The organism is Duganella sp. GW821-FHT07G03, from assembly GCF_059418605.1.
Window position 1 is genome coordinate 91,480 of sequence record NZ_JBWKQE010000018.1, and the last position, 20,881, is coordinate 112,360.

At 65.8% G+C, this 20,881-nt stretch carries 21 protein-coding genes; 9 read left to right on the forward strand and 12 right to left on the reverse strand.

Annotated features, from left to right (window positions below):
• Window positions 1-22 precede the first annotated feature (22 nt).
• Window positions 23-2,368, reverse strand: coding sequence for a TonB-dependent receptor (locus AC07OK_RS21380; RefSeq protein ID WP_494692174.1), 2,346 nt, complete (start codon window positions 2,366-2,368; stop codon window positions 23-25).
• 181 nt (window positions 2,369-2,549) lie between these two features.
• Between AC07OK_RS21380 and AC07OK_RS21385 the strand changes: the two genes are divergently transcribed.
• The gene (locus AC07OK_RS21385) at window positions 2,550-3,470 is read left to right on the forward strand and encodes a substrate-binding periplasmic protein (protein WP_494692175.1); all 921 of its coding nucleotides are present in this window, start codon (window positions 2,550-2,552) and stop codon (window positions 3,468-3,470) included.
• Window positions 3,471-3,503: 33 nt separating this feature from the next.
• Here AC07OK_RS21385 and AC07OK_RS21390 read toward each other — a convergent pair whose 3' ends face one another.
• Together AC07OK_RS21390 and AC07OK_RS21395 are read right to left on the reverse strand one after the other, a co-directional pair.
• Entirely contained in the window at window positions 3,504-3,944 is a 441-nt protein-coding gene (locus tag AC07OK_RS21390; protein WP_494692176.1) for a nuclear transport factor 2 family protein, read from the reverse strand.
• Window positions 3,945-4,053: 109 nt separating this feature from the next.
• Window positions 4,054-4,779 (reverse strand): hypothetical protein, encoded by a 726-nt coding sequence (locus tag AC07OK_RS21395; RefSeq protein ID WP_494692177.1) that lies wholly within the window; start codon window positions 4,777-4,779, stop codon window positions 4,054-4,056.
• 100 nt (window positions 4,780-4,879) lie between these two features.
• Between AC07OK_RS21395 and AC07OK_RS21400 the strand changes: the two genes are divergently transcribed.
• Window positions 4,880-5,800 carry a cupin domain-containing protein gene (locus tag AC07OK_RS21400; protein WP_494692178.1) on the forward strand — a complete coding sequence of 307 codons (921 nt, stop codon included), beginning with the start codon at window positions 4,880-4,882 and terminating at the stop codon, window positions 5,798-5,800.
• On the opposite strand, the gene AC07OK_RS21405 is transcribed toward AC07OK_RS21400, so the two are convergent.
• The gene (locus tag AC07OK_RS21405; protein ID WP_494692179.1) at window positions 5,760-6,725 is read right to left on the reverse strand and encodes a GlxA family transcriptional regulator; all 966 of its coding nucleotides are present in this window, start codon (window positions 6,723-6,725) and stop codon (window positions 5,760-5,762) included. The genes AC07OK_RS21400 and AC07OK_RS21405 overlap by 41 nt on opposite strands.
• 92 nt (window positions 6,726-6,817) lie before the next feature.
• Between AC07OK_RS21405 and AC07OK_RS21410 the strand changes: the two genes are divergently transcribed.
• Complete coding sequence (locus AC07OK_RS21410; protein ID WP_494692180.1) at window positions 6,818-7,516, forward strand: glutathione S-transferase family protein; 699 nt, start codon at window positions 6,818-6,820, stop codon at window positions 7,514-7,516.
• A 101-nt stretch (window positions 7,517-7,617) separates the two neighbouring features.
• A complete protein-coding gene (locus AC07OK_RS21415) occupies window positions 7,618-7,953 on the forward strand; it encodes a collagen-like triple helix repeat-containing protein (protein WP_494692181.1) in 336 nt (111 codons plus the stop codon).
• 66 nt (window positions 7,954-8,019) lie between these two features.
• On the opposite strand, the gene AC07OK_RS21420 is transcribed toward AC07OK_RS21415, so the two are convergent.
• The 3 genes from AC07OK_RS21420 to AC07OK_RS21430 all read right to left on the reverse strand — a co-directional run bounded on the left by AC07OK_RS21420 (window position 8,020) and on the right by AC07OK_RS21430 (window position 10,295).
• Entirely contained in the window at window positions 8,020-8,415 is a 396-nt protein-coding gene (locus tag AC07OK_RS21420) for a type II toxin-antitoxin system VapC family toxin (RefSeq protein ID WP_494692182.1), read from the reverse strand.
• Window positions 8,412-8,663, reverse strand: coding sequence for an AbrB/MazE/SpoVT family DNA-binding domain-containing protein (locus AC07OK_RS21425; RefSeq protein ID WP_494692222.1), 252 nt, complete (start codon window positions 8,661-8,663; stop codon window positions 8,412-8,414). The genes AC07OK_RS21420 and AC07OK_RS21425 overlap by 4 nt, the downstream gene beginning before the upstream one ends.
• 93 nt (window positions 8,664-8,756) lie before the next feature.
• Complete coding sequence (locus AC07OK_RS21430) at window positions 8,757-10,295, reverse strand: sensor domain-containing diguanylate cyclase (protein WP_494692183.1); 1,539 nt, start codon at window positions 10,293-10,295, stop codon at window positions 8,757-8,759.
• Window positions 10,296-10,572: 277 nt separating this feature from the next.
• Between AC07OK_RS21430 and AC07OK_RS21435 the strand changes: the two genes are divergently transcribed.
• Window positions 10,573-12,177, forward strand: coding sequence for an alpha-amylase family glycosyl hydrolase (locus AC07OK_RS21435; protein WP_494692184.1), 1,605 nt, complete (start codon window positions 10,573-10,575; stop codon window positions 12,175-12,177).
• An 83-nt stretch (window positions 12,178-12,260) separates the two neighbouring features.
• Window positions 12,261-12,884 (forward strand): LysE family translocator, encoded by a 624-nt coding sequence (locus tag AC07OK_RS21440; protein WP_494692185.1) that lies wholly within the window; start codon window positions 12,261-12,263, stop codon window positions 12,882-12,884.
• Here the strand turns inward: AC07OK_RS21440 and AC07OK_RS21445 are convergent.
• Window positions 12,841-13,665 carry an AraC family transcriptional regulator gene (locus AC07OK_RS21445; RefSeq protein WP_494692186.1) on the reverse strand — a complete coding sequence of 275 codons (825 nt, stop codon included), beginning with the start codon at window positions 13,663-13,665 and terminating at the stop codon, window positions 12,841-12,843. The genes AC07OK_RS21440 and AC07OK_RS21445 overlap by 44 nt on opposite strands.
• 106 nt (window positions 13,666-13,771) lie before the next feature.
• Here AC07OK_RS21445 and AC07OK_RS21450 point away from each other — a divergent pair, with 106 nt between their 5' ends.
• Window positions 13,772-15,409, forward strand: a complete 1,638-nt coding sequence (locus AC07OK_RS21450) for a serine hydrolase domain-containing protein (protein WP_494692187.1) — start codon at window positions 13,772-13,774, stop codon at window positions 15,407-15,409.
• A gap of 14 nt (window positions 15,410-15,423) precedes the next feature.
• Here AC07OK_RS21450 and AC07OK_RS21455 read toward each other — a convergent pair whose 3' ends face one another.
• From AC07OK_RS21455 to AC07OK_RS21470, 4 genes are all read right to left on the reverse strand, one after another.
• Window positions 15,424-16,371 (reverse strand): alpha/beta fold hydrolase, encoded by a 948-nt coding sequence (locus AC07OK_RS21455; protein WP_494692188.1) that lies wholly within the window; start codon window positions 16,369-16,371, stop codon window positions 15,424-15,426.
• A gap of 112 nt (window positions 16,372-16,483) precedes the next feature.
• A complete protein-coding gene (locus tag AC07OK_RS21460) occupies window positions 16,484-17,293 on the reverse strand; it encodes a LytR/AlgR family response regulator transcription factor (protein ID WP_494692189.1) in 810 nt (269 codons plus the stop codon).
• Window positions 17,229-18,380: a sensor histidine kinase gene (locus AC07OK_RS21465; RefSeq protein ID WP_494692190.1), complete on the reverse strand. Its 1,152-nt coding sequence runs from the start codon at window positions 18,378-18,380 to the stop codon at window positions 17,229-17,231. Before AC07OK_RS21465 ends, AC07OK_RS21460 begins: the two co-directional genes overlap by 65 nt.
• Window positions 18,370-19,464, reverse strand: a complete 1,095-nt coding sequence (locus AC07OK_RS21470; protein ID WP_494692191.1) for a histidine kinase — start codon at window positions 19,462-19,464, stop codon at window positions 18,370-18,372. The genes AC07OK_RS21465 and AC07OK_RS21470 overlap by 11 nt, the downstream gene beginning before the upstream one ends.
• Window positions 19,465-19,592: 128 nt before the next feature.
• Between AC07OK_RS21470 and AC07OK_RS21475 the strand changes: the two genes are divergently transcribed.
• Together AC07OK_RS21475 and AC07OK_RS21480 are read left to right on the forward strand one after the other, a co-directional pair.
• Window positions 19,593-20,147: a PEP-CTERM sorting domain-containing protein gene (locus AC07OK_RS21475; protein WP_494692192.1), complete on the forward strand. Its 555-nt coding sequence runs from the start codon at window positions 19,593-19,595 to the stop codon at window positions 20,145-20,147.
• Between the two features lie 21 nt (window positions 20,148-20,168).
• Window positions 20,169-20,780 carry a TetR/AcrR family transcriptional regulator gene (locus AC07OK_RS21480; RefSeq protein ID WP_494692193.1) on the forward strand — a complete coding sequence of 204 codons (612 nt, stop codon included), beginning with the start codon at window positions 20,169-20,171 and terminating at the stop codon, window positions 20,778-20,780.
• The last annotated feature ends 101 nt before the right edge of the window (window positions 20,781-20,881 follow it).

Sequence of the window (20,881 nt, forward strand, 5' to 3'; positions counted from 1 at the left end):
AAACGACCGCCATGATATACCGTCAGTCCGTATTGACGCTCAACCTGAGCATGATGGTGCGCGGGTGCACGTCGACCTTGCGGCCGGCAACCGATTCCTGGAACGCCGTGTAGTATTTTTTGGCGAACAGGTTTTCCGCGCTCAGGGACCAGCTGGCGCGCCCCCGTGCATAGCCGGCGCGCAGATGCCACAGCGTGCGGGGCGCGATGTATTCGCCAAAGGCGTACACATGGCTGGCCGGCGCGACCACGTTCCGGTAAGCGCTCTTGTAGTTGAGCTCGGGCCGCAGGTAATAACTGTCCCGCCCCGCCGTGCCATCCCATTGCCCGAACAAGGTCGCCGTGCGGTGCGGCGCGCCGTTGATGTCGGAACCCGAGGCGTCGCCGTTGGGCGAGTTCCGGTAGTCGATGAATTGGGCGTCGAGCAGGCCCAGCGCGCCACCCGCGCTGAAGGCGCCGCTCAGCCGCGTGCGCCAAGCCAGTTCGGCGCCGCGCGTGCGGGCCCGCCGGGCATTGACGATGCGGTCGACCGGGATGGGGCCGCTCACGCAAGCGACCGCGCCGGTGTCCTCCACCGTCACGCCATTGGCCAGGCGGCACCAGCTTTGATTGATATGCACCTGGAAATCGCGCCACTCCATGTCGAACAGCGCCGCTTCCAGCCGCGTATGGCCAAAAAACAGGCCCTTGACCCCGGCCTCGTAGCTGGTCACGCTTTCCTTGCCGTAGCGGCTGATGTTGGGGAAGTCCAGGCCGGAGTCCGGATTGACGCGCACCCCGGCCGCCTTGTAGCCGCGCGACACCGAGCCGTATAGCCGGACATCGGCATGCAGCTTGTAATTCCACGCCAGATGCGGCGACAGGTCGCTGCCGCTGTTGCGCCCGTCGGTGCCGATGGTTTGCGCCGACCGGCCGCCGCTGCGCAGCGCGTCGCCGTCGACCGGGTAATACACCGCTCCCGGCTGCGGCACGCCATGGTCGTCGGCGCGCAGCGACAAGGCGCTGTTGGCCGCATACACATTGGTCCAGTACTGATGGTCGCGGTCGCGGGCGTAGCGCGCGCCGGCGTTGAAGGTGGAGTACGGCGTGGCGTTCCAGCTCAGGTCGCCAAAGAAGGCGCTGCCGCCGCGCCGGATATGGATATTGTTTTGGTTGGCGACATCGCCCGGCACCCAGGAGAAAATCACGCTCTTGATCAGGATGGCGTTGTCGAAGTCGTTGGCGTCGGCATACACGTAGGCGCCCGCCAGCCATTCGACCGCGCGCTCGCCCAGCGAACGCAGGCGCAGCTCCTGGCTGCGCGACGCCGCGCGGAACGTGCTGGCGCGGTCGATCAGGGTGAGCCCGCTGCCGTCGAGGTCCTGGTAGGACGCCGAGCGCCCTCTGCTCAGCCCGGTCACGGAACTCAAGGCGAAACTATCGAAGCGCACTTCCGCGCGCACGCTGGCGACGCTGGCGTCATTGGCGGTATGCGCCGGCGCGTCCACGTAGGCCTGGCTCACATTGTCCGGATACAGCCCGGTGCGGCCGATGAAACCGGCATCGAGCGGAAAACGGGCATAGCCCCAGTTGCGAATCATTCCGGACGCGACCACGGGCTGGATACCGCCTGTTTCGTGCGACTGCATATAGCTCAGGTCGAGCGTGACAGCGCGGCCAGGCAGCCAGCGCAAGGCGGTGCGGCCGCTGGCCAGCGCGGTGCCGGAACCGGCGCCGCCCGGATAGGTGTTCCGGACCGCGCCGCCGTCGCGCTGATTTTGCAGCGTCTGGCGCACAAACAGCGTGTCCGACAACGGCAGGTTGACCACGCCGTTGCTCATCGTCGCGCCCTGCGTGCCCACGCCGAGGTCGATCTGGCCATACAGTTTCCGCACCGGCTTGCGGGTCTGGATATTGATCGCCCCACCGCTGGCATTGCGTCCAAAATACGTGCCTTGCGGGCCGCGCAGCACTTCGATCGTTTCAATGTCATACAGCGCCGGATTGGCGGTATCGGTCGCCGCATTGCCCACGCTGAGTTCATCGACATACAAGGCAAAAGCGCTGACCGCCGCCACGCGCTCGCCGCCGGCGCCCTGGTCATTGATGCCGCGCATCGAAATGGTCACGCTGCGCGGGCCGCCGTTGCCGTTCTGCTGGGCGTTGACGTTGGGTACCAGCGCAAAAAAATCCTGCACGCCCTGGATATTGTTTTCACGTATGAGCTCGCCGTCGATCACGCTCACGCTGGCATTGACGTCGAGCGCGGACTGCGGGCGTTTTTTTGCCGTGATGGTCACCACGTCGAGCGTCGCGCCAGCCCCTTGGGCGCAGGCCGGCCCCGGCGCCAGCGCGCCCAGCACCAAGCCGATGGCGGCCACGCCGGACATCCGCGTCGCCACAGACAGCCTTCCGAACCAAGCAGATTCAATCATGGCGCGCACTCTGGTTGCAACCCCTTGAGTTTGCACGCCTGGCCCATCATTTGCAAAAGGAAACGCCATCGGCGTGGCGCCAGGCCAACTGTTAGAATCAAGCAGCAAGCCACATTCGAATGGAATAACCTACACCATGCCCTCGACCATCCATGCAGCCCCCAACGCTGAGCCCCCCGTGGCGCGGTCACGCCGCTGGCTCCGGCTATGCTGCGCCCTGCTTTGCCTGCAGGCGACGCTCACGGTCCAGGCAGCGGAGGTCCGCTACCCGCGCGAGGACGGCGGCAGCGACTATGCGCTGGAACTACTCCAGCTGGCGCTGAAAAAAGCCGGCGGCAAGCACACCGTTGCGCTGACGCCGATGCGCATGATGCAAGACCGGGCCTTGCTGGAAATCGGACTCGAGCACGGGGAAGTCGACATCATGGCGACGATGACGTCCAGCGAGCGCGAGTCGAAACTGCTGCCGGTCAGAATCCCCATCACCAAGGGGCTGATCGGCTGGCGGGTCGCCGTGCTCACGGCGAGCCGGGCCCACCAGTTCGACCGGGTCGGCAGCCTGGCGGATTTGAAGCGTTTTCGCGCCGTGCAAGGCCACGACTGGCCGGACCTCGCCATCCTGCGCCACAATGGCTTGCAGACACACTCGGTGTCGTCGCACGAAAGCCTGTTCAATACGCTCGCCAGCGGCAGGGTCGATTATCTGCCGCTCTCGCTGCTAGAAGCGCAAGCGGCCATCAAGGGACGCCGCGGGCTGGTCATCGATCCCAATATTGTCATCCACTACCCGGCCGCGATCTATTTTTTCGTCAACCCGCGCAATGGCGCGCTGGCGGAGGAAGTGCAGCGGGGATTGGAGGCCAGCATCGCCGACGGCTCTTTCGACAAGCTGTATTTTCACCATTTCGCCGAGGCGATCAAACAGGCCCGTTTGAGCGAACGCCGCGTCATCGAACTGAACAATCCTTCGCTGCCCGACGCCACGCCGCTGGAACGCAAGAACCTGTGGTTCAGGTTCGATGATTTGACGCGCAAAAAGCTGGAACTGGCGCGCTGATGGAACATCCTTGCGCCGAGGTCCAGCTGCCGGCTATTGCTTGTCCAGGCTCGCGCTACCTCGAATCAACGTCAGCTTGCTAATCTTGCCGTCATTGACCTCGTAAATGGCAATCGCTTCCGCCCGGCCCGGACCGCCGGCTTGGGTGTTGCTGACTTGTTCGTAGTCGATCACCACATTGCCCATGACGATGCGCTTGTCCACCGTCGCATGCAGGCGGGCGTCGTTGAAGCGCTTCGTTTCATAGAACTCCTGGATTTGCGCTGTACCTTTCATCAGCGGTTTGGCCGGAAATTCAAATACCTCCGCATTGGGGGCATAGGTCGCCATGAACGCCCGGATGTCATGGGCGTTATAGGCGTTCAACTGTTGCTGGACTACGGCTTGGGCCTCCACGGCCGTCGACGGCGCCGCGCAAGCCATGCCAGCAAAGGCGAACACCGATCCGGTCACCATGCGCTTAAGTTGTTTCATGCCATATCCTTTCGAACGTCGTTAAATGTCGCGGCCGCGGTGCGCGCCTTGTGCAGCGCCGGCTCGCAGTATCGAGAGTAAAACTGCGAGGATAGCGCAGTTTCCCGCCCTATTGATTAACCTTACCCGGCAGCGACAAGTCACCCGACGCAATCTTGAACACGTCGGCGACGCACAGCAGCGGCGCGTGGACGCTGGCGTTGACGCGCAAGCCCGCCGTCACGCCATCGAAACGGGCTGTGCTGAGCACGCCGATGTCGTCAAACGGCACCCGCACCTCCAGGCTGTCGCCCTTGAACACCGGCGCCCAGCCAGGGCTGTCGATCAGGATCGGCAAGCCGGGCCAGGTCTTGGGCAGTTTGGGCTTGCTGCCGGACGGGATGTCGACCACTTTCAGCGCCCCCTTGCCGCAGCTATCGTCGTTTTGCAGCACCACCCAGTGCGAGTGCCAGGCGCCCAGCGGCGCCGGGAACAGCGGCGTGTCGTCGAAGTCCGGATGCGAGGTCACCGCCAGGGCCAGGATGCCGCTCTTGGCTTCAAAGCCCACCACCGAGGGATCGAGCGTGGTCGGCCAGACATAGCTGAACACCCGGCTGCCGGCCAGCGCGCCCGTGGCGGCAGGCTTGCTGGCCCCCGCATTGCCGGTGACGGCGAGGTGGAAGGTGGCGACATTGCCTTCGGTGCTGATCTTGGCATGCACGATGTCGAACGGCGCGGTGACGGCCTGGTTGCCTGCCGCCTGGATGCCTAGTCGGTGAGTGTCGTGCGCGGCGGCGCCGACCGCAACGGACCAGCACAGTGCCAGCGAGGTGAGCATCAATAGATTTTTTTTCATACGGTTCTCCAGGAATTGAATGGTTGGGGACCTGCAGTATGCTGACGCCGGGCGTACAATTGGATACCTATTGTTCACAATACATACCAATTCATACAATATGACGCCGCCAACCATAGACCGCCTTTCCGGCCTGCTCGAACATTTCCGGGTGCGCGCCCGCCTGTCCTATTCCGGCACGCTGTGCGGCCTGCAGCGCTTCGACGCCTCCAGCGGCCACGGCTACCTGCATGTGCTGCGGCGCGGCAGCCTGGAAGTGAGCCATCCGGGCGAGACGAGCTTGCCGGCCCGCGTGGTGCTGAGCGAGCCAACGCTGCTGTTCTACCCGCGCCCGGCCCACCATTGGTTTCACAATCCACCGCTCGACGGCGCCGACTTCACCTGTGCGACGGTGAATTTCGAGGGCGGGCCGGCCAGCCCGCTGGCGCGCGCCCTGCCGGCGCTGATCGCCTTGCCGCTGGCGCGCATCGATGGCCTGGAGGCGGCGTTGGCGCTGCTGTTCGCCGAAACAGAGCGGGTGCGCTGCGGTCAGCCCTTGTTGGCCGATCGCCTGTTTGAAGTGGTCTTGATCCAGTTGCTGCGCTGGCTGCTCGATCACCCGCAGGAAGCCGGCATCCAGACGGGGATGATCATGGGCCTGTCCGATCCGCGCCTGGCGCGCGCGCTGGTGGCGATGCACCGTTGCCCGTCCGAGGCGTGGCCGGTGGAACGCATGGCGCTCTGCGCCGGCATGTCGCGCACCGCGTTTTCCAACCGCTTCCGCCAGGTGCTGGGACAAACGCCGGCCGACTACCTGACCGATTGGCGCATCGCGCTGGCGCAGGCCGGCTTGAGCGGCGGGCGTTCGATCGCCGTGCTGGCCGGCGAGCTGGGCTACGCCAACGCGTCGGCGCTATCGCGCGCGTTCGCGGCGCGCACCGGCCACTCGCCGCGCGCATGGCTGCAACAGCACGGGCAACGCCTGGAGAGCGCGCATGCCATCAGCGCAAAGTACTCGGCGTCACGCCAAACTCGCGCTTGATCAATTTGCGCAAGGCGGTGCTGTCCTGATAGCCGACCTGCGCCGCGACCGCTTCGATCGAGAGCGCCGTCGTTTCCAGCAAATGCGCGGCGCGCGACAAACGCCGCCTTTGAATGAACTTGATCGGCGAGACGCCGGTCGCCGCCTCGATGCGCCGCGCCAGCGTCTTGGGCGACAGCGCCAGCGCGGACGACAGCGCCGTCACCGTCATCGGCTGCGCCAGACGCGCATCGATCCAGCGCTCCGCCGCGATCACCGCCGGGTCTTCATGCTCCAGGTGGTCGCGCATCATGTAGCGCGCCTGCGACGAGCGCTGGTCGATCAGCAGATAGCGCGAACACCAATGCGCCACCGACTCGCCGAACACCTCCGACACGATGGCCAGCATCAAATCCAGCTGCGACAAGGCGGCGCCCGCCGTCAGGCACGGTCCGTCGCGCACCAGCATGCGCGCTTCGTCGAGCGTCACCGCCGGATAGCGCGCGCGGAACGCCGGGGCCAGCCACCACGCCGTGGTCGCCTTGCGGCCGTCGAGCAAGCCGGCCTGCGCCAGCAAAAACACCGCACTGCATGAGGCCGCAATCCTGGTCTTGCCGGCGCCCGCCGCAGCCAGCCAGCGCATCGCCTGCATGGTATCGCGGCGCGCAAAACCATCGCTCAGCGCCTGGTCCGAACGGTGGCCCAGGCCTGGCACAATGATCCAGTCCGACGCCTGCTGTTTGACGGTCTTGAACTGGAGGTCGGCCTTCATCCGCATGCCGGCGCCGGTTGTGACGTGCGCCTTGGCGGCAATGGTCCTGACCTGCACTTGCGGCGCGCCGCTGCGCGCCGCAAGTATCGACTGCGCCGCATGCAAGGTATCCAGCGTAATCGACAAGCTGCTGTCGAACACGCCATCCAACACCAGAACCGTAATGATCTTCATTTGTCTATTTTGACATAAAAAATGTCAAATATGATACTTCACCGGCGCGCTGCGAAACGCCAGACTGTGGCCTTCTACCCAAGGAGACCATCTTGTTAATTAAACACCTGAAGCTGTACCACTCCCCCGCCAGCCGCAGCACCCGCACCAAATGGATGTTGCACGAGGTCCTGGGCGATGCCTTTGAAGTCGAGCACGTCGACCTTTACGCCGCCGTGCAGTATTCCGCCGAGTTCCTGCGCCTGAATCCCAACCACGGTGTGCCGGTGCTGGAGATTACCTGGGACAACGGCGCATCGCAGCACATGTTCGAAAGCGCCGCCATGGTCGCCTTTCTGGCAGACGCCTTCCCCGACGCCGGCCTGGCGCCTTCCCCGGAGGCCTCGACCGAGCGCGCCGACTATCTGCAAATGCTGCACTTCGGATCAACCTGGGTCGACATGGTGCTATGGCAAATTCGCGCCCACGAGCATGTCTTGCCGGCCGCGCAGCGCGACCCGCGGACGGCGGCGCGCTACCGTAAGAAGTTCCGCGATGAAATCGAACCCCAGTTGCTTGCGCGGCTGGAGCAGACGCCGTTTATCTGCGGGCAGAAATTCACCGCAGCCGATTGCATCGTGGGACATACCATTTTCTGGGCGCGCGCCTATGGCTTGTGTCGCGACGGGATATTCGAGCGCTACCTGTCACGCATCGCGCAGCGCCCGACATTTGGCGCCGCGTTCGCGGACGCGCGCGGCTTTGTGCTCGACGCCACCGAACAGCCGATCTCGGCGCATTTCACAGGGTGAGTCCGCTATGTACTGAACCGCACGGACCAGGGCGGCGGGTCGGCGCATGCTGCATTCAGACCCCCGCATGCCGCGGCGCAGTCACTGACTAAGGATTTATCATGAAACGTACCCTGATCTTGCTCGCCCTCACCGCCACCTTCGTCCTGGCCGCCTGCCAGCGCCAGGCACCGCCACCCGTGGTGCAAGTGGTCGCCGGCCCCGCCGGCGCTACCGGCGCTGCCGGCGCGACTGGCGCCACCGGCGCTGAGGCCCGCCCTGGCGCCACCGGCGCCACCGGCCAGACCGGCGACAGCGGCGTTCCCGGTGTCGATGGCACCAAGGGTGAGGCCGGCGCCAAGGGCGAGGTCGGCGCTCCCGGCTACGACGGCGTCAAAGGCGACACCGGCGCCAAAGGCAAGACCGGCGACACCGTGATCGTCGTCCCGCAACGCTAATCGCGCCGGCGGCGCCGCCCAAGGAATAGCGTCCTCGCTGTCGGGAACGGAGATCGGCCAGCCAACTTACAACTGGCGCGCCGATTGCCCCCGCGCGATGAGCAATGCAACCGCCTCCTTATCAAAGGAGACAAATGTCTCGGCACCTAGCCATTGGCCTTCGTAGGCTATAACGCCGTCGGCGAAGTCACCGCCAGCGTCAAGCACCGCCAGGCCGGCTTCAACGGCGGGTCGATTCATTTCCACGTTGGCGGTAGCGCTTAGCGCGCGAATAGCCAAGGCCGCATCGGCCGCTTGGAACGCATAGACCTTACGTAGGACCCAAACAAATTCGCACAGGCAGGGCAAGGCTACCGCGATCAGTGTCGCATCTGTCAAAATCTTGGCTGCGGCCTGTGCTTGCAAGGGTTCATCCTGGACAACAGCCCGAACGAGGACGTTCGTATCTACCGTTACCTTCATGTGTTGTCGGCCCAGCCTTGTTCGGACGCCTCGCTGATTTCTTCCAGGGTCGCGACTTTCTTTGTCCGCTCAGCGAGCAGGCCAACAAACCCGCCTATCGTTCCATCTGGCTGGGCGGCCTTAAGTATGCCTCTTGCATTCGGCAACAAGTCGAGTTCAATTTTATCGCCGGGCCTGATGCCCAAATGCTGCAGCACTTCCTTCTTCAGCGTAACTTGCCCGCGCGCAGTAACAGTCAATACCGCCATGATGTCGTCCTCGTCGTCTGATGCATCAAAGTGTAATGCAATTTCACCTTGCATTCAAACGCCGAACCAGCGGCGGCCAAGTCGCTGCGACGCCTACCCAGCCACACCCAGGCTGGAAGCCAATCGCACTTCCCGATCGATGATGTTCGAATGGACGCGGTTGCGCCCCAGGGACTTGGCCCGGTACAGCGCCTGGTCGGCCGCCTTGATGAGTTCGACCGGCTCGGTCTCGAAGCGCACCGGCGCGAAGGCTTCGACCCCGGCGCTGACCGTCACGTGCCCGGTGGCGTTGCCGGGATGCTTGATGTTCAGTTCTTCGATCGCCGCGCGTATCGTTTCGGCGACCGCCAGCGCCCCCGCCACATCCGTCCCCGGCAGCAGCACCACCAGCTCCTCGCCGCCGTAACGGGCGGCGATATCGCCGGGCCGGTGCTTGCAGTCGGCGACCACCTTGCTGATCGCCCTCAGGCACTCGTCGCCCGCGGCATGGCCGAAGATATCGTTGTACTGCTTGAAGGAATCGACATCGATCATGATCAGCGCCAGCGAGCTGGCGCCGCGCATCGCCCGGCTGAATTCGTTCTTCAGCGAGGCATCAAAATGGCGACGATTGGACAGGCCGGTCAAGCCATCCTGCATCGCCAGGCGCTCCAGCGTTTGATTCAGCGTCACCAGCGAATTGCGCGTATGCACCAGTTCCGCCTCCGCCTGTGTCCGCAAATTAATCTGCCGCACCAGCCGAATTCCCAGCAGGCAGATCACCAGCACCAGGATGACGACGCCGCCGCTGTAGAGATAGGCATCGGCCCGCCATTGCGCCAGCACTTCATCCCTGGACAAGGCGGCGGAGACCACCAGCGGATAGGCTTCCAGGCGCCGGTAGCTGTTGATCCGCGTCACGCCGTCCTGCGCCGAGGTGAACGTGACGGTGCCGACCGCGGCCTTGGGCAAGTAATCATGGAACAGCGGCAATTTGGAAATATCCCTGCCCAGCGATTGTTCGTTGAATGGCCGGCGCACCAGCAAGATGCCGTCATCCAGCACCAGCTGAATCGCGCCATCCTGGCCGATTTTGAAACGCTGGAAGAATTTCTGGAAATAGTCCATATTGATGGTCGCCAGCACCACCCCGCCAAAGGCGCCGTCCGCCTGGTTGAAACGGCGCGACACCGTGACGATCCAATCCCCGGTTGATTTGCTGCGCACGGGCGGGCCGATATGCACGCCCCGATCCGCATGCTCGCGGTGGTAGATGAAATACTCGCGATCCGAGTTGTTTTGCCCCTTCAGCAGCACGTGCTGGGAATTGACCAGCCAGCGCCCATCGTCGCCATAAACAAAGAGGCCGTGCAGTTGCGGCAACTCCGCAACCCGGCGCTCCAGCAGGGTATGGAAGCGGTCCAGCTCAAGCTCCAGCTTGCCGTCGTTTTCAAGCCGCTCCACCAGTCCGACCAGGACCGTATCGGCTTCCTTGATCGTGTCATAAGCATGCTGCCCCAGGGCTTCCGCGAGGTTGGCGGCGGCGATTTCCGATTCGTTCAGTTGCACGCTGCGGGCGTGCGCGGTCAGCCATACATGGGTGCCGATCAGCGAGCTGCACACCAGCACCACAAAGAAGATGGCCAGGTACATGACAGGTAATCGCGGAGGGAGGCGGGCGGACGGCAAACCAAAGCGGCGTGCCGACATATTGCTGAACATCATAGGTGTCACCTCGAAGAATAATCTACCGGGCAAGACCTTAAGTATGTGCGCTTTCTGCCCAGTCAAAACTATCAAATAATCACAGCCGTTGCGCCGTATCAAGACCGCCCCATAAAGTACCTAAACTACATTATCAAATTGTGAAAACTCACATATCAACGGGATATTTATTTACTTAAATACATTTTTGTAGTTGAATAACACAATGAACATCCAATTCCAGACCTCCCCCGAACAACTGCCCCAACGCTGCGCAGCAGGCATCCGCTTTCGTTACCAGGGCGCGCCGGGACTGCGCAGCGTCGCGCTGGCTGGTACTTTCAACTGCTGGGCAGGCGACGCCTGCCAGCTCGAGCAAGTGGCACCCGGCCGCTGGGTAGGCATGCTGCCGATCGCCGCCGGCCGCCACCTGTACAAATTCGTCGTCGATGGCACGCACTGGATACCGGATCCCGCCAATCCCTGGATCTCCGAGGATGGCCAGAACAATTCCTGCCTGACGGTGGATGAGCATGGCGACGTGCTGATGCGCCAGCGCGGGCTGGACGCCGACGCGGCCGGCCCGCTCTACCGCCGCCATCAGGCGCTGGCCAGTCCCGCGTGGCTGCGCGAGGCGGTGATCTACCAGCTGTCGGTGCCCGCTTTCGGCGGCGATTTCGACGGCGTGCGCGCCCGTCTCGACTATCTGGAACAACTGGGCGTCAGCGTGATCTGGATGATGCCCATCCATCCGATCGGCCTGCAGGGACGGCGCGGCACGCTGGGCGATCCCTACGCGGTGCTCGACTTCGACGCCATCGATCCGGCGCTGGGCGAGGAGACCGCCCTGCAGGCGCTGGTCGACGCCATCCACGCGCGCGGCATGCGCGTGGTGTTCGACTGGACGCTCAACCGCAGCAGCGCCGACCATCCCTGGACCGCCGCCCATCCCGACTGGTACACCCGCGACGCCGACGGCCAGGTCTTTTACGCGGTGCCGCAACGCGAGTACTTCGCCGGCTTCGATTTCAGCAAGCGCGCGCTGCGCACCGAGCTGATCGCGGCCATGCGGCGCTGGGTCGGCCGCTACGGCTTCGACGGCTTGCGCCTGGACGATTCCGACATCACGCCCACCGATTTCCTGGCCGAGATCCGCGGCGCGCTGGCGGCGCTGCGGCCCGACATCGCGCTGATCTCGCAGTCCTACGACGAATTCCATCACCTGCACAGCTGCGACCTGACCTATGAAGGCGGCACGCGCGAGATGCTGCGCCGCGTCGCCTGCGGCCAGGCCGACGCGTCCGCCTTTGCCCTGTACTGGAAAGAGTCGACCTACAGCTTCCCGCGCGGCGCGCTGCGCATGCGCTGGCTGGAAGACAAGGAACAACCGCGCGCCAGCAAGGTGCTCGGCGCCGGCGCCCACCGCGCGGCGGCGGCGCTGCTGCTGACCATGGATGGCGTGCCGCACATCCTGATGGGCCAGGAGTTCGACGAACCGAGCTGGCGCGACTGGACGGTGCTGTTCGACCGCTACCGGCTCGACTGGGGCGCCTTCAACCCCGCCATGCACAAGCACTACAGCGCCTTGCTGGCCTTGCGGCGCGCCCATCCGGCCTTGCGCCAGGACGCCACCGCGTTCATCGAGGAACTGCCGCCAGGCGTGATCGGCATGCGGCGCGGCAGTGGCGCCGGCGCCATCACGGTGCTGGCCAATCTGTCGGACCGGCCGGTGACGCTGGAGGCCCCGGCCGGCCCGGTGCTGTATGCCGATGGCTGGGACCAGGCGCACGGCAAGCTGGCCGCGCATGGCTGCGTGATCCGCGCCTGCTGAAGGGTTGTTTTCTACAATACGGCGCTGCGCGCGCCGCGTATCGTCGCTCCGGCATGATTCATTCTTACCGGAGATACGCAACTATGAGCATCCTGATTTCCATGGCGGCCTTCGCCCTGGCCTCGTCGATCACCCCCGGCCCGGTCAACATCGTCGCCCTCAGCAGCGGGGCGCAGCACGGCTTGCGCGCCAGCATGCGCCACGTCACCGGCGCCACCGTTGGCTTCACCGCCTTGCTGCTGTTGACCGGCCTGGGCCTGCATGAACTGCTGACCCAACTGCCGGCCCTGACGCGGGCGATACAGCTGGCCGGCGTGGCCTTCCTGCTGTTCATGGCGTGGAAGCTGGCGCGCGACGACGGCGCGCTGTCGCTGGCCGGCGGCGCCGGGGGGCCGTCGCTGGCGGCCGGCGCCGCCATGCAATGGCTCAATCCCAAAGCCTGGGTGGCGTCGGTGGCGGGCATGGGCGCGTTTGCCGCCGACGGCGACGCCGTGCTGGTGTGGCAGTTCGCGGCGCTGTACTTCGTGATCTGCTACCTGTCGATCGCCTGCTGGGCCTATGCCGGCACCTTCCTGCGCCGCCGCCTGGGCGATCCCGCCGTCATGCGCTGGTTTAACCGCGCCATGGCGCTGCTGCTGGCGGCCAGCGCCGCCTACCTGCTGCTCAGCGCAGGTACTGTCCCGGCGTCGCCGCCAGCAGTTGCTTGAAGATGCGCTGGAAATGCGCCTGGTCGACAAAGCCCGTCTCCAGCGCGACCTCGGCAATCGCCCTGCCCTCCTTGAGCAAGCCGCGCGCCAGCTGGATGCGGCGGTTCAGCAGGTAGGCGTGCGGCGTCATGCCGTAGCGCTTCCTGAAGGCGCGGATCAGGTACGAGGGCGAGAGCCCGGCGGCGCCGCAGATATCCTCCAGCCTCAGCGCCGCAGCACAATTGTCGTTGATGTAGTCGGCCGCGCGTTCGAGCTTGCGGTTCGCTTCGCGCTCGACCAGGGCGGCCGGATCGAGGCCGGACTGGACCTGCTCGAAGAAGCTCACGGCCGCGCACTGCCGCAGCAGATGGTCGGAGCCGCCGGCAGTCAACACCTCGTAAAAATGGTTGAAGCCCGCGTACAGCGCCGGCGCCGTGCTCATGGTCGCCGCGTAGGGGCGGAAGTCGGCATTGGCGCTGAAGCCCCATTCCCGCTGCAAGCCGGCCAGCCAGCCGCGGTCGACATACAGCATGCGATACGACCAGGTCTCATCGCCCACCGGATTGCAGGCGTGCACATCGCCCGGATTCATCAGCACGACAGCGCCCGGCCCCACCAGCTGGCGCGATGACTGGTTGAGGTAGTTGGTGTGGCCATCCCGGATCACGCCGATCGAAAACGTCTCGTGCGAGTGCCTGGCGTAGCCCAGCTTGCGCCCATCGCCCACCGCCCGCGCCTCGATGTGGGGCAGGTTGGCGTCCCGCCAGAAACGGGGACCGGGCTTGGCGTTCGAATGCGGCATATCGCCAGCATACCCCATTCCACAAATTAATTAATTTCAATGTTGACATCCCCATCAGTGCCGGTGTTATACTTCACTACAACACCTAACCACAACGGAGATCACCATGAAAAACCCTACCCGCCTGTCCCTGCTGCTGTCCGCCCTGGTCCTGGCCCATGCCGCCGGCGCCGCCACGCCCGTCGAGCAGGTCGCGACCCTGTTCGCCCCCTACGCCAAGGCCGACGCGCCCGGTTGCGCCGTCTCCGCCTGGCGCGATGGCAAGCCGCTGCTGGAACAAGGCTACGGCGCCGCCAGCCTTGAGTACGGCGTCGCCATCGATGCGCAACACACCGTCTTCGACCTCGGCTCGACCTCGAAGCAATTCACCGCCGCCGCCATCCTGCTGCTGGTGCAGGACGGCAAGCTCAAACTGGACGACGACATCCGCCGCTACCTGCCGCAACTGCCGGACTACGGCACGCCGATCACCGTCGACCACCTGCTGCACCACACCAGCGGCCTGCGCGACTATCTGCTGCTGATGAACTTGAGAGGCGTGGCCCTGGGCGACGTCAGCACCAACGAAGAGGCCGTGGCCGACGTCGCGCGCCAGCAGGGCCTGAACTTCCAGCCCGGCAGCGCCTACGCCTACAGCAACACCGGCTACCTGCTGCTGGCCCAGATCGTCGAAAAAGTCAGCGGCGGCAGCATGGCCGCCTTCGCCAAGGCGCGCATCTTCGAGCCGCTGGGCATGAGCGATACCCGCATCCTCGACGACCACGACACGGTGGTGCCGCGGCGCGCCACCGCCTACCGTCCAAACGGCCCCGCCAGCTTTGCGCTGCTGATGTCGAACTGGGAACATACCGGCGACGGCGCGGTCCAGTCCACCGTGGCCGACCTGGCCAAGTGGGACGCCAATTTCTACCAGCCCAAGGTCGGCGGCGCCCAGCTGGTCGAGCAGCTGCAGGCCGTGGGCAAGCTCAACGACGGCACCCCGCTGAACTATGCGCGCGGCCTGATGCTGGACAACTATCGCGGCCTGGACGTGGTGTCGCACGCCGGCGCCTTCGCCGGCTACAAGGCGGAACTGCTGCGCCTGCCGAAGCTGAAGCTGGGCGTGGCCGTGCTGTGCAACCGCCCCGACCTCGACCCGAGCAGCCTGGCGCGCCGGGTGGCCGACATCTACGCGGCCGGCGAATTCCCGGTGGCGGCGGCCGCCGCCGAAGCGCAGGCCGTGCCGCTGGCCGATCCGGCCCGCTATGCCGGCGTCTACTGGAACGCGCGCGAAGGCATGCTGCGCCGGGTCGAGGCGCTGGACGGCAAGCTGTGGTACACCGGGCCGGGCATGAAGCAGGAACTGCTGCCGGTCGGCGAAGGCCGCTTCATGCGCGACCCCAAGCGCACCGCCAAGCCGGCCACCATCACCGACCGCACGCTGGTGGTCGAGCGTCCGGGCGAACCGGCGGCCCGCTTCGAACGGGTCAGCGCCGGCAGCATGAAGCCGGAACAGCTGGCCGCCGTCGCCGGCAGCTACTACAGCGCCGAACTGAACGCCACCTTCGTCATGAAACTCAAGGACGGCAAGCTGTGGTTGACGGTGCCGCGCTTCGGCGAGATGCCGATGAGCAATGTGTTCGCCGACGCCTTCAGCGCCAGCAGTCTGGTGGTCCGGCTGGAACGCAACCATGCCGGCAAGATCACCGGCATGGTGGCCTACACCGGCCGCGCCAACGGCATGAAACTGGTGCGCCGCGGCTGACCGGCCGCAGCGGCCTAACGCTCGAGGAAATCGAGTATCAGTTCGCTGACCCGACGGGGATGTTCCAGCATCATCCAGTGGCCCGCCCCGTCCACCCTGTGGTAGCGCCACTTGCCGGTGACTTCGTCGACCGAGGCTTGCATCTGTTCCTCGGTCAGGTAGTGGTCGCGATCACTCCAGACGCCCACCACATCGCAATGCACCTTGGGGGTCGGCGGCGCCGGCGTGCCGTCCGGCGGCGGCATCGACGGCTTCGAATTGGCGCGGTACCAGTTGAGCCCGGCGGTCAAGGTCCCCGGCAGCTTGAAGTGGGCGATGGCCGCGTCGATGTCGCCCTCGTCGCGGCTCAGGGCGTGCAAGAAGGCATAGTCGTTCTGCCGGAAGCGCGCTTCCGCCACGCCTTCAAACTGGAAATACAGCGAGTACCAGGACTTTTCGCGCTGCTCGATGCTGTTGAACGCCGGGTTCCATGGCGCGCCCACCGACATCACCATCAGCCGCTCCACCCGGTCCGGGAAGAACGCCGCCAGGTACCAGGCCACCACCGCGCCCCAGTCGTGGCCGACCACGCGCGCCTGCTTGATGTCGAGCGCATCGAGCAGGCCGGTCACGTCGCCCAGCACCTTGCCGATGGTGTAGTCGGACACGGCCGGCAGGATGGGCGCGTCGCCGAAGCCGCGCAGGTCCGGCGCCACCACGCGGTAGCCGGCGCGCACCAATGGCGCCACCTGATGACGCCACACGCGGTGCGAATCAGGGAAGCCATGCAATAGCAAGACGACAGGCCCTTTGCCGACGTCGAGTACGGGAAAATCGAGATTATGGACGCGCACGATCTTGACGCTCTGTTCCAGCGACTTGTCCGATTCCAGCGACTGCGCGTGCGCGCCTGCGCCCAGCGCGGCGCAGGCGAAAATCATCGCCGCCATCCGCGCCAGCAGTTTGATACCGATCTTGTTCATTCTGGTGTTCCTCCTGAGGTAAGCCATAAGGTGAAGCTAGCTTGCCACGGAGGTAAACCTGTCGGCTATGACAATGTGATCAATCGCGCCAGTTCTGGGACGAACCGGGCCTTCAGGCGAACATGGCCTGCACCTGCTTGAGGTAACGCGCGCTGACCCGCACCGTATCGCCCTGCGCCAGGCGCACCGCGTAGTAGCCGTCGCTGTCGCTGCGCAGGCCGGCGATGGCGCTGCGCCGCACCACGGCCGTCCGGTGCACCCGCACCCACGCATCTTCCGGCAAGCGTTCGACGATGGCGGTGATGGTGCTGCGGTGCAGGACCACCCGCCCGGCCAGATGCAGCTCGACATAATTGCCGGCCGCGCCCAGCCACAGCACATCGTCCAGGGCGATGCGCTCCAGGCCGGCGGCGGTGCGCACCACCACCTGCTGCAAGGGCGGCGCGCTGTATCCGGCCTCGTCGGCGGCGCGGTCGCGCAGGTAGGCGTGCACCGCGCCGTTCATCGCCGCCTGCTGGTTCAGCTCCAGCATCAGCGCCGCGCGCCGCAGCATCAGGTCGAAGCGTTCGTCGTCGAAGGGCTTGAGCATATAGTCCAGCGCGAAGATGTCGAAGGCGCTCAGCGCGTGCTCGTCGTAGGCGGTGACGAACACGATCAGCGGCGCGCCCGGCCGCTGGCACAGCTCGCGCGCGAACTCCAGGCCGGACTGGCCCGGCATCTGGATGTCGAGCAGGATCAGGTCGACCGGCGCGCTCTGCAAGCGCGCCCTGGCCTGCTCGCTGGAGCGGCACGATTCCAGCACCCGCCATTGCGGATGCCGGGCCAGCAGCCATTCCAGGTTGGCGATGGCCGGCAGTTCATCGTCGACGATCAGGACCGTCCTGGGCCGGGCCGTCGACGGGGAAGCGTAGTTCGATCGCATAGTGGTGTTCATCGGCGTCTATGTTCAGTTCAGCGCGCGGCCCGTACAGGATGTCCAGGCGTTCACGCGTCATGCTCAAACCCAGGCCGGTGCCGGCGCGCGAGGCGGCCAGCACCGGATTGGCGATACGCAGGCGCAGCATGCCGGCGGCATACTCGAGCCCGATGTGGATGCGGCAAGGCTGCTGGTGCGCCTCGACGCCGTGGTGCACGGCGTTCTCGGCCAGCGGCTGGAACAGCAGCGGCGGACAGGCATGGCGGCTCCAGTCGCGCTGCTCGATCGCCCAGTCCAGCTGCATGCGGTCGCCGTAGCGCAGGCTTTGCAGCGCCAGGTAGCCGCGCAGGAAATGCAACTCGTCGGCGACGCTGGCCGGCTTGCCCTGGCCCACCGCCAGCGCATAGTTCAGCAGCTGCTCCAGATGGCCCAGCGCCTGGTCGGCCAGCGCCGCATCGGCGGTGCGCACCAGCGCGCTGATGCTGTTGAGCGCGTTGAACAGGAAGTGCGGCTTGAGCTGGCCTTGCAGCAGGCCCAGGCGCAGTTGCAGGTGTTCCGTCTGCGCCCGCTGCGCCGACAGTTCCTGCTGCCGGCCGCGGCGCCACGCGCTGTAGCCGGCCTGCGCCAGGAAGGCCAGGCCCACCACGAACAGGTTGTACCACCAGGTCATGCGGCCGACCTGGTCCAGCATGGCGGGGAAGTCGGCCAGCGGGCGGCCGTCGCGCAGCAGCACCACCAGGATATCGACGCCGGTCAGCAGTGGCAGGAACACCGCCATCGACAGCATTAGCGCCAGCAGCAAGGCCGAGCGCCGCGCCAGCCGCTCGGGCCAGCGGCGGAACACCAGCGCCAGCAGCCAGCTATTGCACACCAGCGGCAGGTATTGCAGCATCAGCGTCGACAGCAAGGCCGGCAGCGCCAGCGCGCGCCCGGCGTGGCCGGCGTCGATGGCCCTGGCCAGCGCTTCGAGCAGCGCCAGCAGCTGCCAGCCCAGCAGGATCAGCAGGCACGGCCGCCATGCGCGCAGCGCACGCAGCGCCGGCCACGCGGATGCCGGCGCGGCTTGCGGCAGGGCGATGGCGTCAATCATCATGGCGCGCCACCGGATAGGCCAGGCGGAGATGGGTAAGCTCGCCATCGGTCTGCAGCGCCAGCGTGGCGGCGCCGCCGTACTGCAAGGCCAGCCGCGCCTCCAGCGCTGCCAGCGCCGCGCCCCTGCCCGCGCGGGCCCCGTGCGGATAGCTGAGTTCGACCAGCACCAGGCCGCCCTCGTCCGTTGGCTGGCGGACGATGCGCACCGTCAGCCGCGGCGGCGCTGCCTCCAGCGCCTGCTCCAGCAGCGGCAACAGCAGCAGCGGCGGGCAGCGGTAGCCGCTCCAGTCGAGCGCTTCCAGCTGCCATGCGACGTCCAGGCCGGCGTCGCGGCAGATGCGCTGCAGGTCGAGATAGTCGCGCAGGAAGCGCACCTCATCGGCCACGCTTTGCCAGTCCGAGCGGCTGGCGCGCAGCGCATAACGCAGCAGGTCGCTCAAGCGCGCCAGCGCCCGCGTGGCCGGCTCGCGCAAGCCCTGGCGGTTCAGCCGGGCGATGCCGGCCAGCGCGCCCGACAGCAAATACGGTTCCAGCTGGCCCTGCAACAAGCGCAGCCGCAGCGCCAGGTTGGCTTGTTGCGCCAGCTGCCAGGCCAGCGCCTGCGCATGCGCGTGGCGCCAGGCGCTGTAGGCCAGGTGGGCGCAGAACGCCAGCGTCAGCAGCAGGGCCTGGAACCACCAGCTGAGCGCGCCCTGCTGCTGGAGCAAGGCCAGCGGCGAGGCCAGGCCCCTGCCGCTGAAAACGCCGTCGATCGCGCTTTGCCAGATGCACAGCAGGGGCACGCCCAGCGCCAGCACGCCGAGATAGGCCGGCAGCAGCTGCGCCAACTGCGGCGCGCGCCGTTGCGCGCGATAAAAGCCGACCGCCAGCACCAGGCTGAGCGCCACGAGCGGCAAGTGCTGCGCCACAAAGCGCAGCAGCGTCAGCGCGAACGAGGCGTGGCCCGTGCCATGCTGCTGGGCGTCGCCATAGCTGGCCAGCGCGCCGGACAGCGCGAGCAGATTCCACGCCAACGCCGCCGCGACAAAGGGCGGCAGCCAGGCGTGCAGCTGGGCTTGACTTGGCAGGGCGGCGGACAGCTGCATGGCGATTCCTGTGTAGATTCCTGCTGCGGTGGCATAAACTTAATTTTAGTTCAATTATTCTAATTGTTTTTTGGCAGTTGTCGATGTAACATTTTTCTCCCTACGCCGCCCATCGAATTGAGGAAGCCATGATTTTTGTCAAACGCCTGACCATCGCCATCGTCTTGTGCACCGCCGTCGGCGCCGCCGTAGCGGCGCAGATCGACGCGCCGCTCGCCAGCAACGCCTACATCACGCGCAACAAGCTCGATTGGGCATGGGCCTCGCCGCTGCCCGCGTCGAGCGGGCTGGACCTGTCCTACCAGTCGCAATTCGGCTGGCGCCTGCCGACCGCCGCGGAACTGGCCGACGCCCCGCAGGCCAGCGACTTCCTGTTCGCCGGCGCCAACGTGCCGCTGGGCGGCACGGATCCCATGAGCGGCGCCTACTTTTCCGCGATCAACGGCCAACTGGCCGGCGCCGCCGCCTGCGCCGCGCCCTACTTCAGCAACAGCTACAGCAATTGCGACTGGCAGGACGGCCAGGGCCAGCCGTTCGGCTCCTGGGCCGGCGCGCCGGGCGCCTCTCCGTATGGCGAGCAGCTGGTGGTGCGCGCCGTGCCGGAAGCGGACGCCTACGCGATGCTGCTCGCCGGCCTGGGCGTGATCGGCGCGCTGACCCGCAGGACTAGACGACTGGTCTAATTGTGTTATGATGCGTCCACCATGACCACAGAACACCACAACGTCCGCCAGCACATCCTGGACACGGGCAAGACCATCATCACCGGCAAAGGCTTTGCCGGCGTGGGCTTGAACGAGATCCTGACGGCGGCGGGCGTGCCCAAGGGCTCCTTCTACCACTACTTCAAGTCCAAGGAGCTGTTCGGCGAGGCGCTGCTGGACGACTATATCGAGCGCTACCTGGCGCAGATGGAAACCGTGCTGAGCCAGCCCGGCCAAAGCGCCGCGCGCTCGCTGATGGATTACTGGGCCAGCTGGGACGACCTGGACGCGGACAGTTGCGACTGCCGCTGCCTGGTGGTCAAGCTCAGCGGCGAGGTGGCCGACATGTCGGAAGCCATGCGCGTCACGCTGCTGGAGGGCACCAACCGCATCGTCGCCCGCCTGGCGGTGTGCCTCGAACAGGCGCAGGCCGACGGTTCGCTGCGCCAGGTGGCCGACGCCAAGCTGACGGCGCTGGCCTTGTACCAGCTGTGGCTGGGCGCGGCGCTGCTGACCAAGCTGCGGCGCGAGCCCAGCGCCCTGCGCGCCGCCTGGCAGACCACGCTAACCATGCTGGGCCTGCCAACCAACACCCATGGGGGTCAAGTCTGACATTCGGACACGAAGCCAGCCGTATTGGCCGTTACGGCTGGGCCCGTGTCCGAATGTCAGACTTGACCCCGTTTTTTTAGCGCATCACTAGACGACCAGTC

What these genes read in the sequence shown, in the direction of transcription:
- AC07OK_RS21380 (WP_494692174.1), bottom strand. Translation starts at nt 2,368, where the DNA reads ATGTCCGGCGTGGCCGCCATCGGCTTGGTGCTGGGCGCGCTGGCGCCG.
- AC07OK_RS21385 (WP_494692175.1), top strand. Translation starts at nt 2,550, where the DNA reads ATGCCCTCGACCATCCATGCAGCCCCCAACGCTGAGCCCCCCGTGGCG.
- AC07OK_RS21390 (WP_494692176.1), bottom strand. Translation starts at nt 3,944, where the DNA reads ATGAAACAACTTAAGCGCATGGTGACCGGATCGGTGTTCGCCTTTGCT.
- AC07OK_RS21395 (WP_494692177.1), bottom strand. Translation starts at nt 4,779, where the DNA reads ATGAAAAAAAATCTATTGATGCTCACCTCGCTGGCACTGTGCTGGTCC.
- AC07OK_RS21400 (WP_494692178.1), top strand. Translation starts at nt 4,880, where the DNA reads ATGACGCCGCCAACCATAGACCGCCTTTCCGGCCTGCTCGAACATTTC.
- AC07OK_RS21405 (WP_494692179.1), bottom strand. Translation starts at nt 6,725, where the DNA reads ATGAAGATCATTACGGTTCTGGTGTTGGATGGCGTGTTCGACAGCAGC.
- AC07OK_RS21415 (WP_494692181.1), top strand. Translation starts at nt 7,618, where the DNA reads ATGAAACGTACCCTGATCTTGCTCGCCCTCACCGCCACCTTCGTCCTG.
- AC07OK_RS21420 (WP_494692182.1), bottom strand. Translation starts at nt 8,415, where the DNA reads ATGAAGGTAACGGTAGATACGAACGTCCTCGTTCGGGCTGTTGTCCAG.
- AC07OK_RS21425 (WP_494692222.1), bottom strand. Translation starts at nt 8,663, where the DNA reads ATGGCGGTATTGACTGTTACTGCGCGCGGGCAAGTTACGCTGAAGAAG.
- AC07OK_RS21430 (WP_494692183.1), bottom strand. Translation starts at nt 10,295, where the DNA reads ATGTACCTGGCCATCTTCTTTGTGGTGCTGGTGTGCAGCTCGCTGATC.
- AC07OK_RS21435 (WP_494692184.1), top strand. Translation starts at nt 10,573, where the DNA reads ATGAACATCCAATTCCAGACCTCCCCCGAACAACTGCCCCAACGCTGC.
- AC07OK_RS21440 (WP_494692185.1), top strand. Translation starts at nt 12,261, where the DNA reads ATGAGCATCCTGATTTCCATGGCGGCCTTCGCCCTGGCCTCGTCGATC.
- AC07OK_RS21445 (WP_494692186.1), bottom strand. Translation starts at nt 13,665, where the DNA reads ATGCCGCATTCGAACGCCAAGCCCGGTCCCCGTTTCTGGCGGGACGCC.
- AC07OK_RS21450 (WP_494692187.1), top strand. Translation starts at nt 13,772, where the DNA reads ATGAAAAACCCTACCCGCCTGTCCCTGCTGCTGTCCGCCCTGGTCCTG.
- AC07OK_RS21455 (WP_494692188.1), bottom strand. Translation starts at nt 16,371, where the DNA reads ATGAACAAGATCGGTATCAAACTGCTGGCGCGGATGGCGGCGATGATT.
- AC07OK_RS21460 (WP_494692189.1), bottom strand. Translation starts at nt 17,293, where the DNA reads ATGCGATCGAACTACGCTTCCCCGTCGACGGCCCGGCCCAGGACGGTC.
- AC07OK_RS21465 (WP_494692190.1), bottom strand. Translation starts at nt 18,380, where the DNA reads ATGATGATTGACGCCATCGCCCTGCCGCAAGCCGCGCCGGCATCCGCG.
- AC07OK_RS21470 (WP_494692191.1), bottom strand. Translation starts at nt 19,464, where the DNA reads ATGCAGCTGTCCGCCGCCCTGCCAAGTCAAGCCCAGCTGCACGCCTGG.
- AC07OK_RS21475 (WP_494692192.1), top strand. Translation starts at nt 19,593, where the DNA reads ATGATTTTTGTCAAACGCCTGACCATCGCCATCGTCTTGTGCACCGCC.
- AC07OK_RS21480 (WP_494692193.1), top strand. Translation starts at nt 20,169, where the DNA reads ATGACCACAGAACACCACAACGTCCGCCAGCACATCCTGGACACGGGC.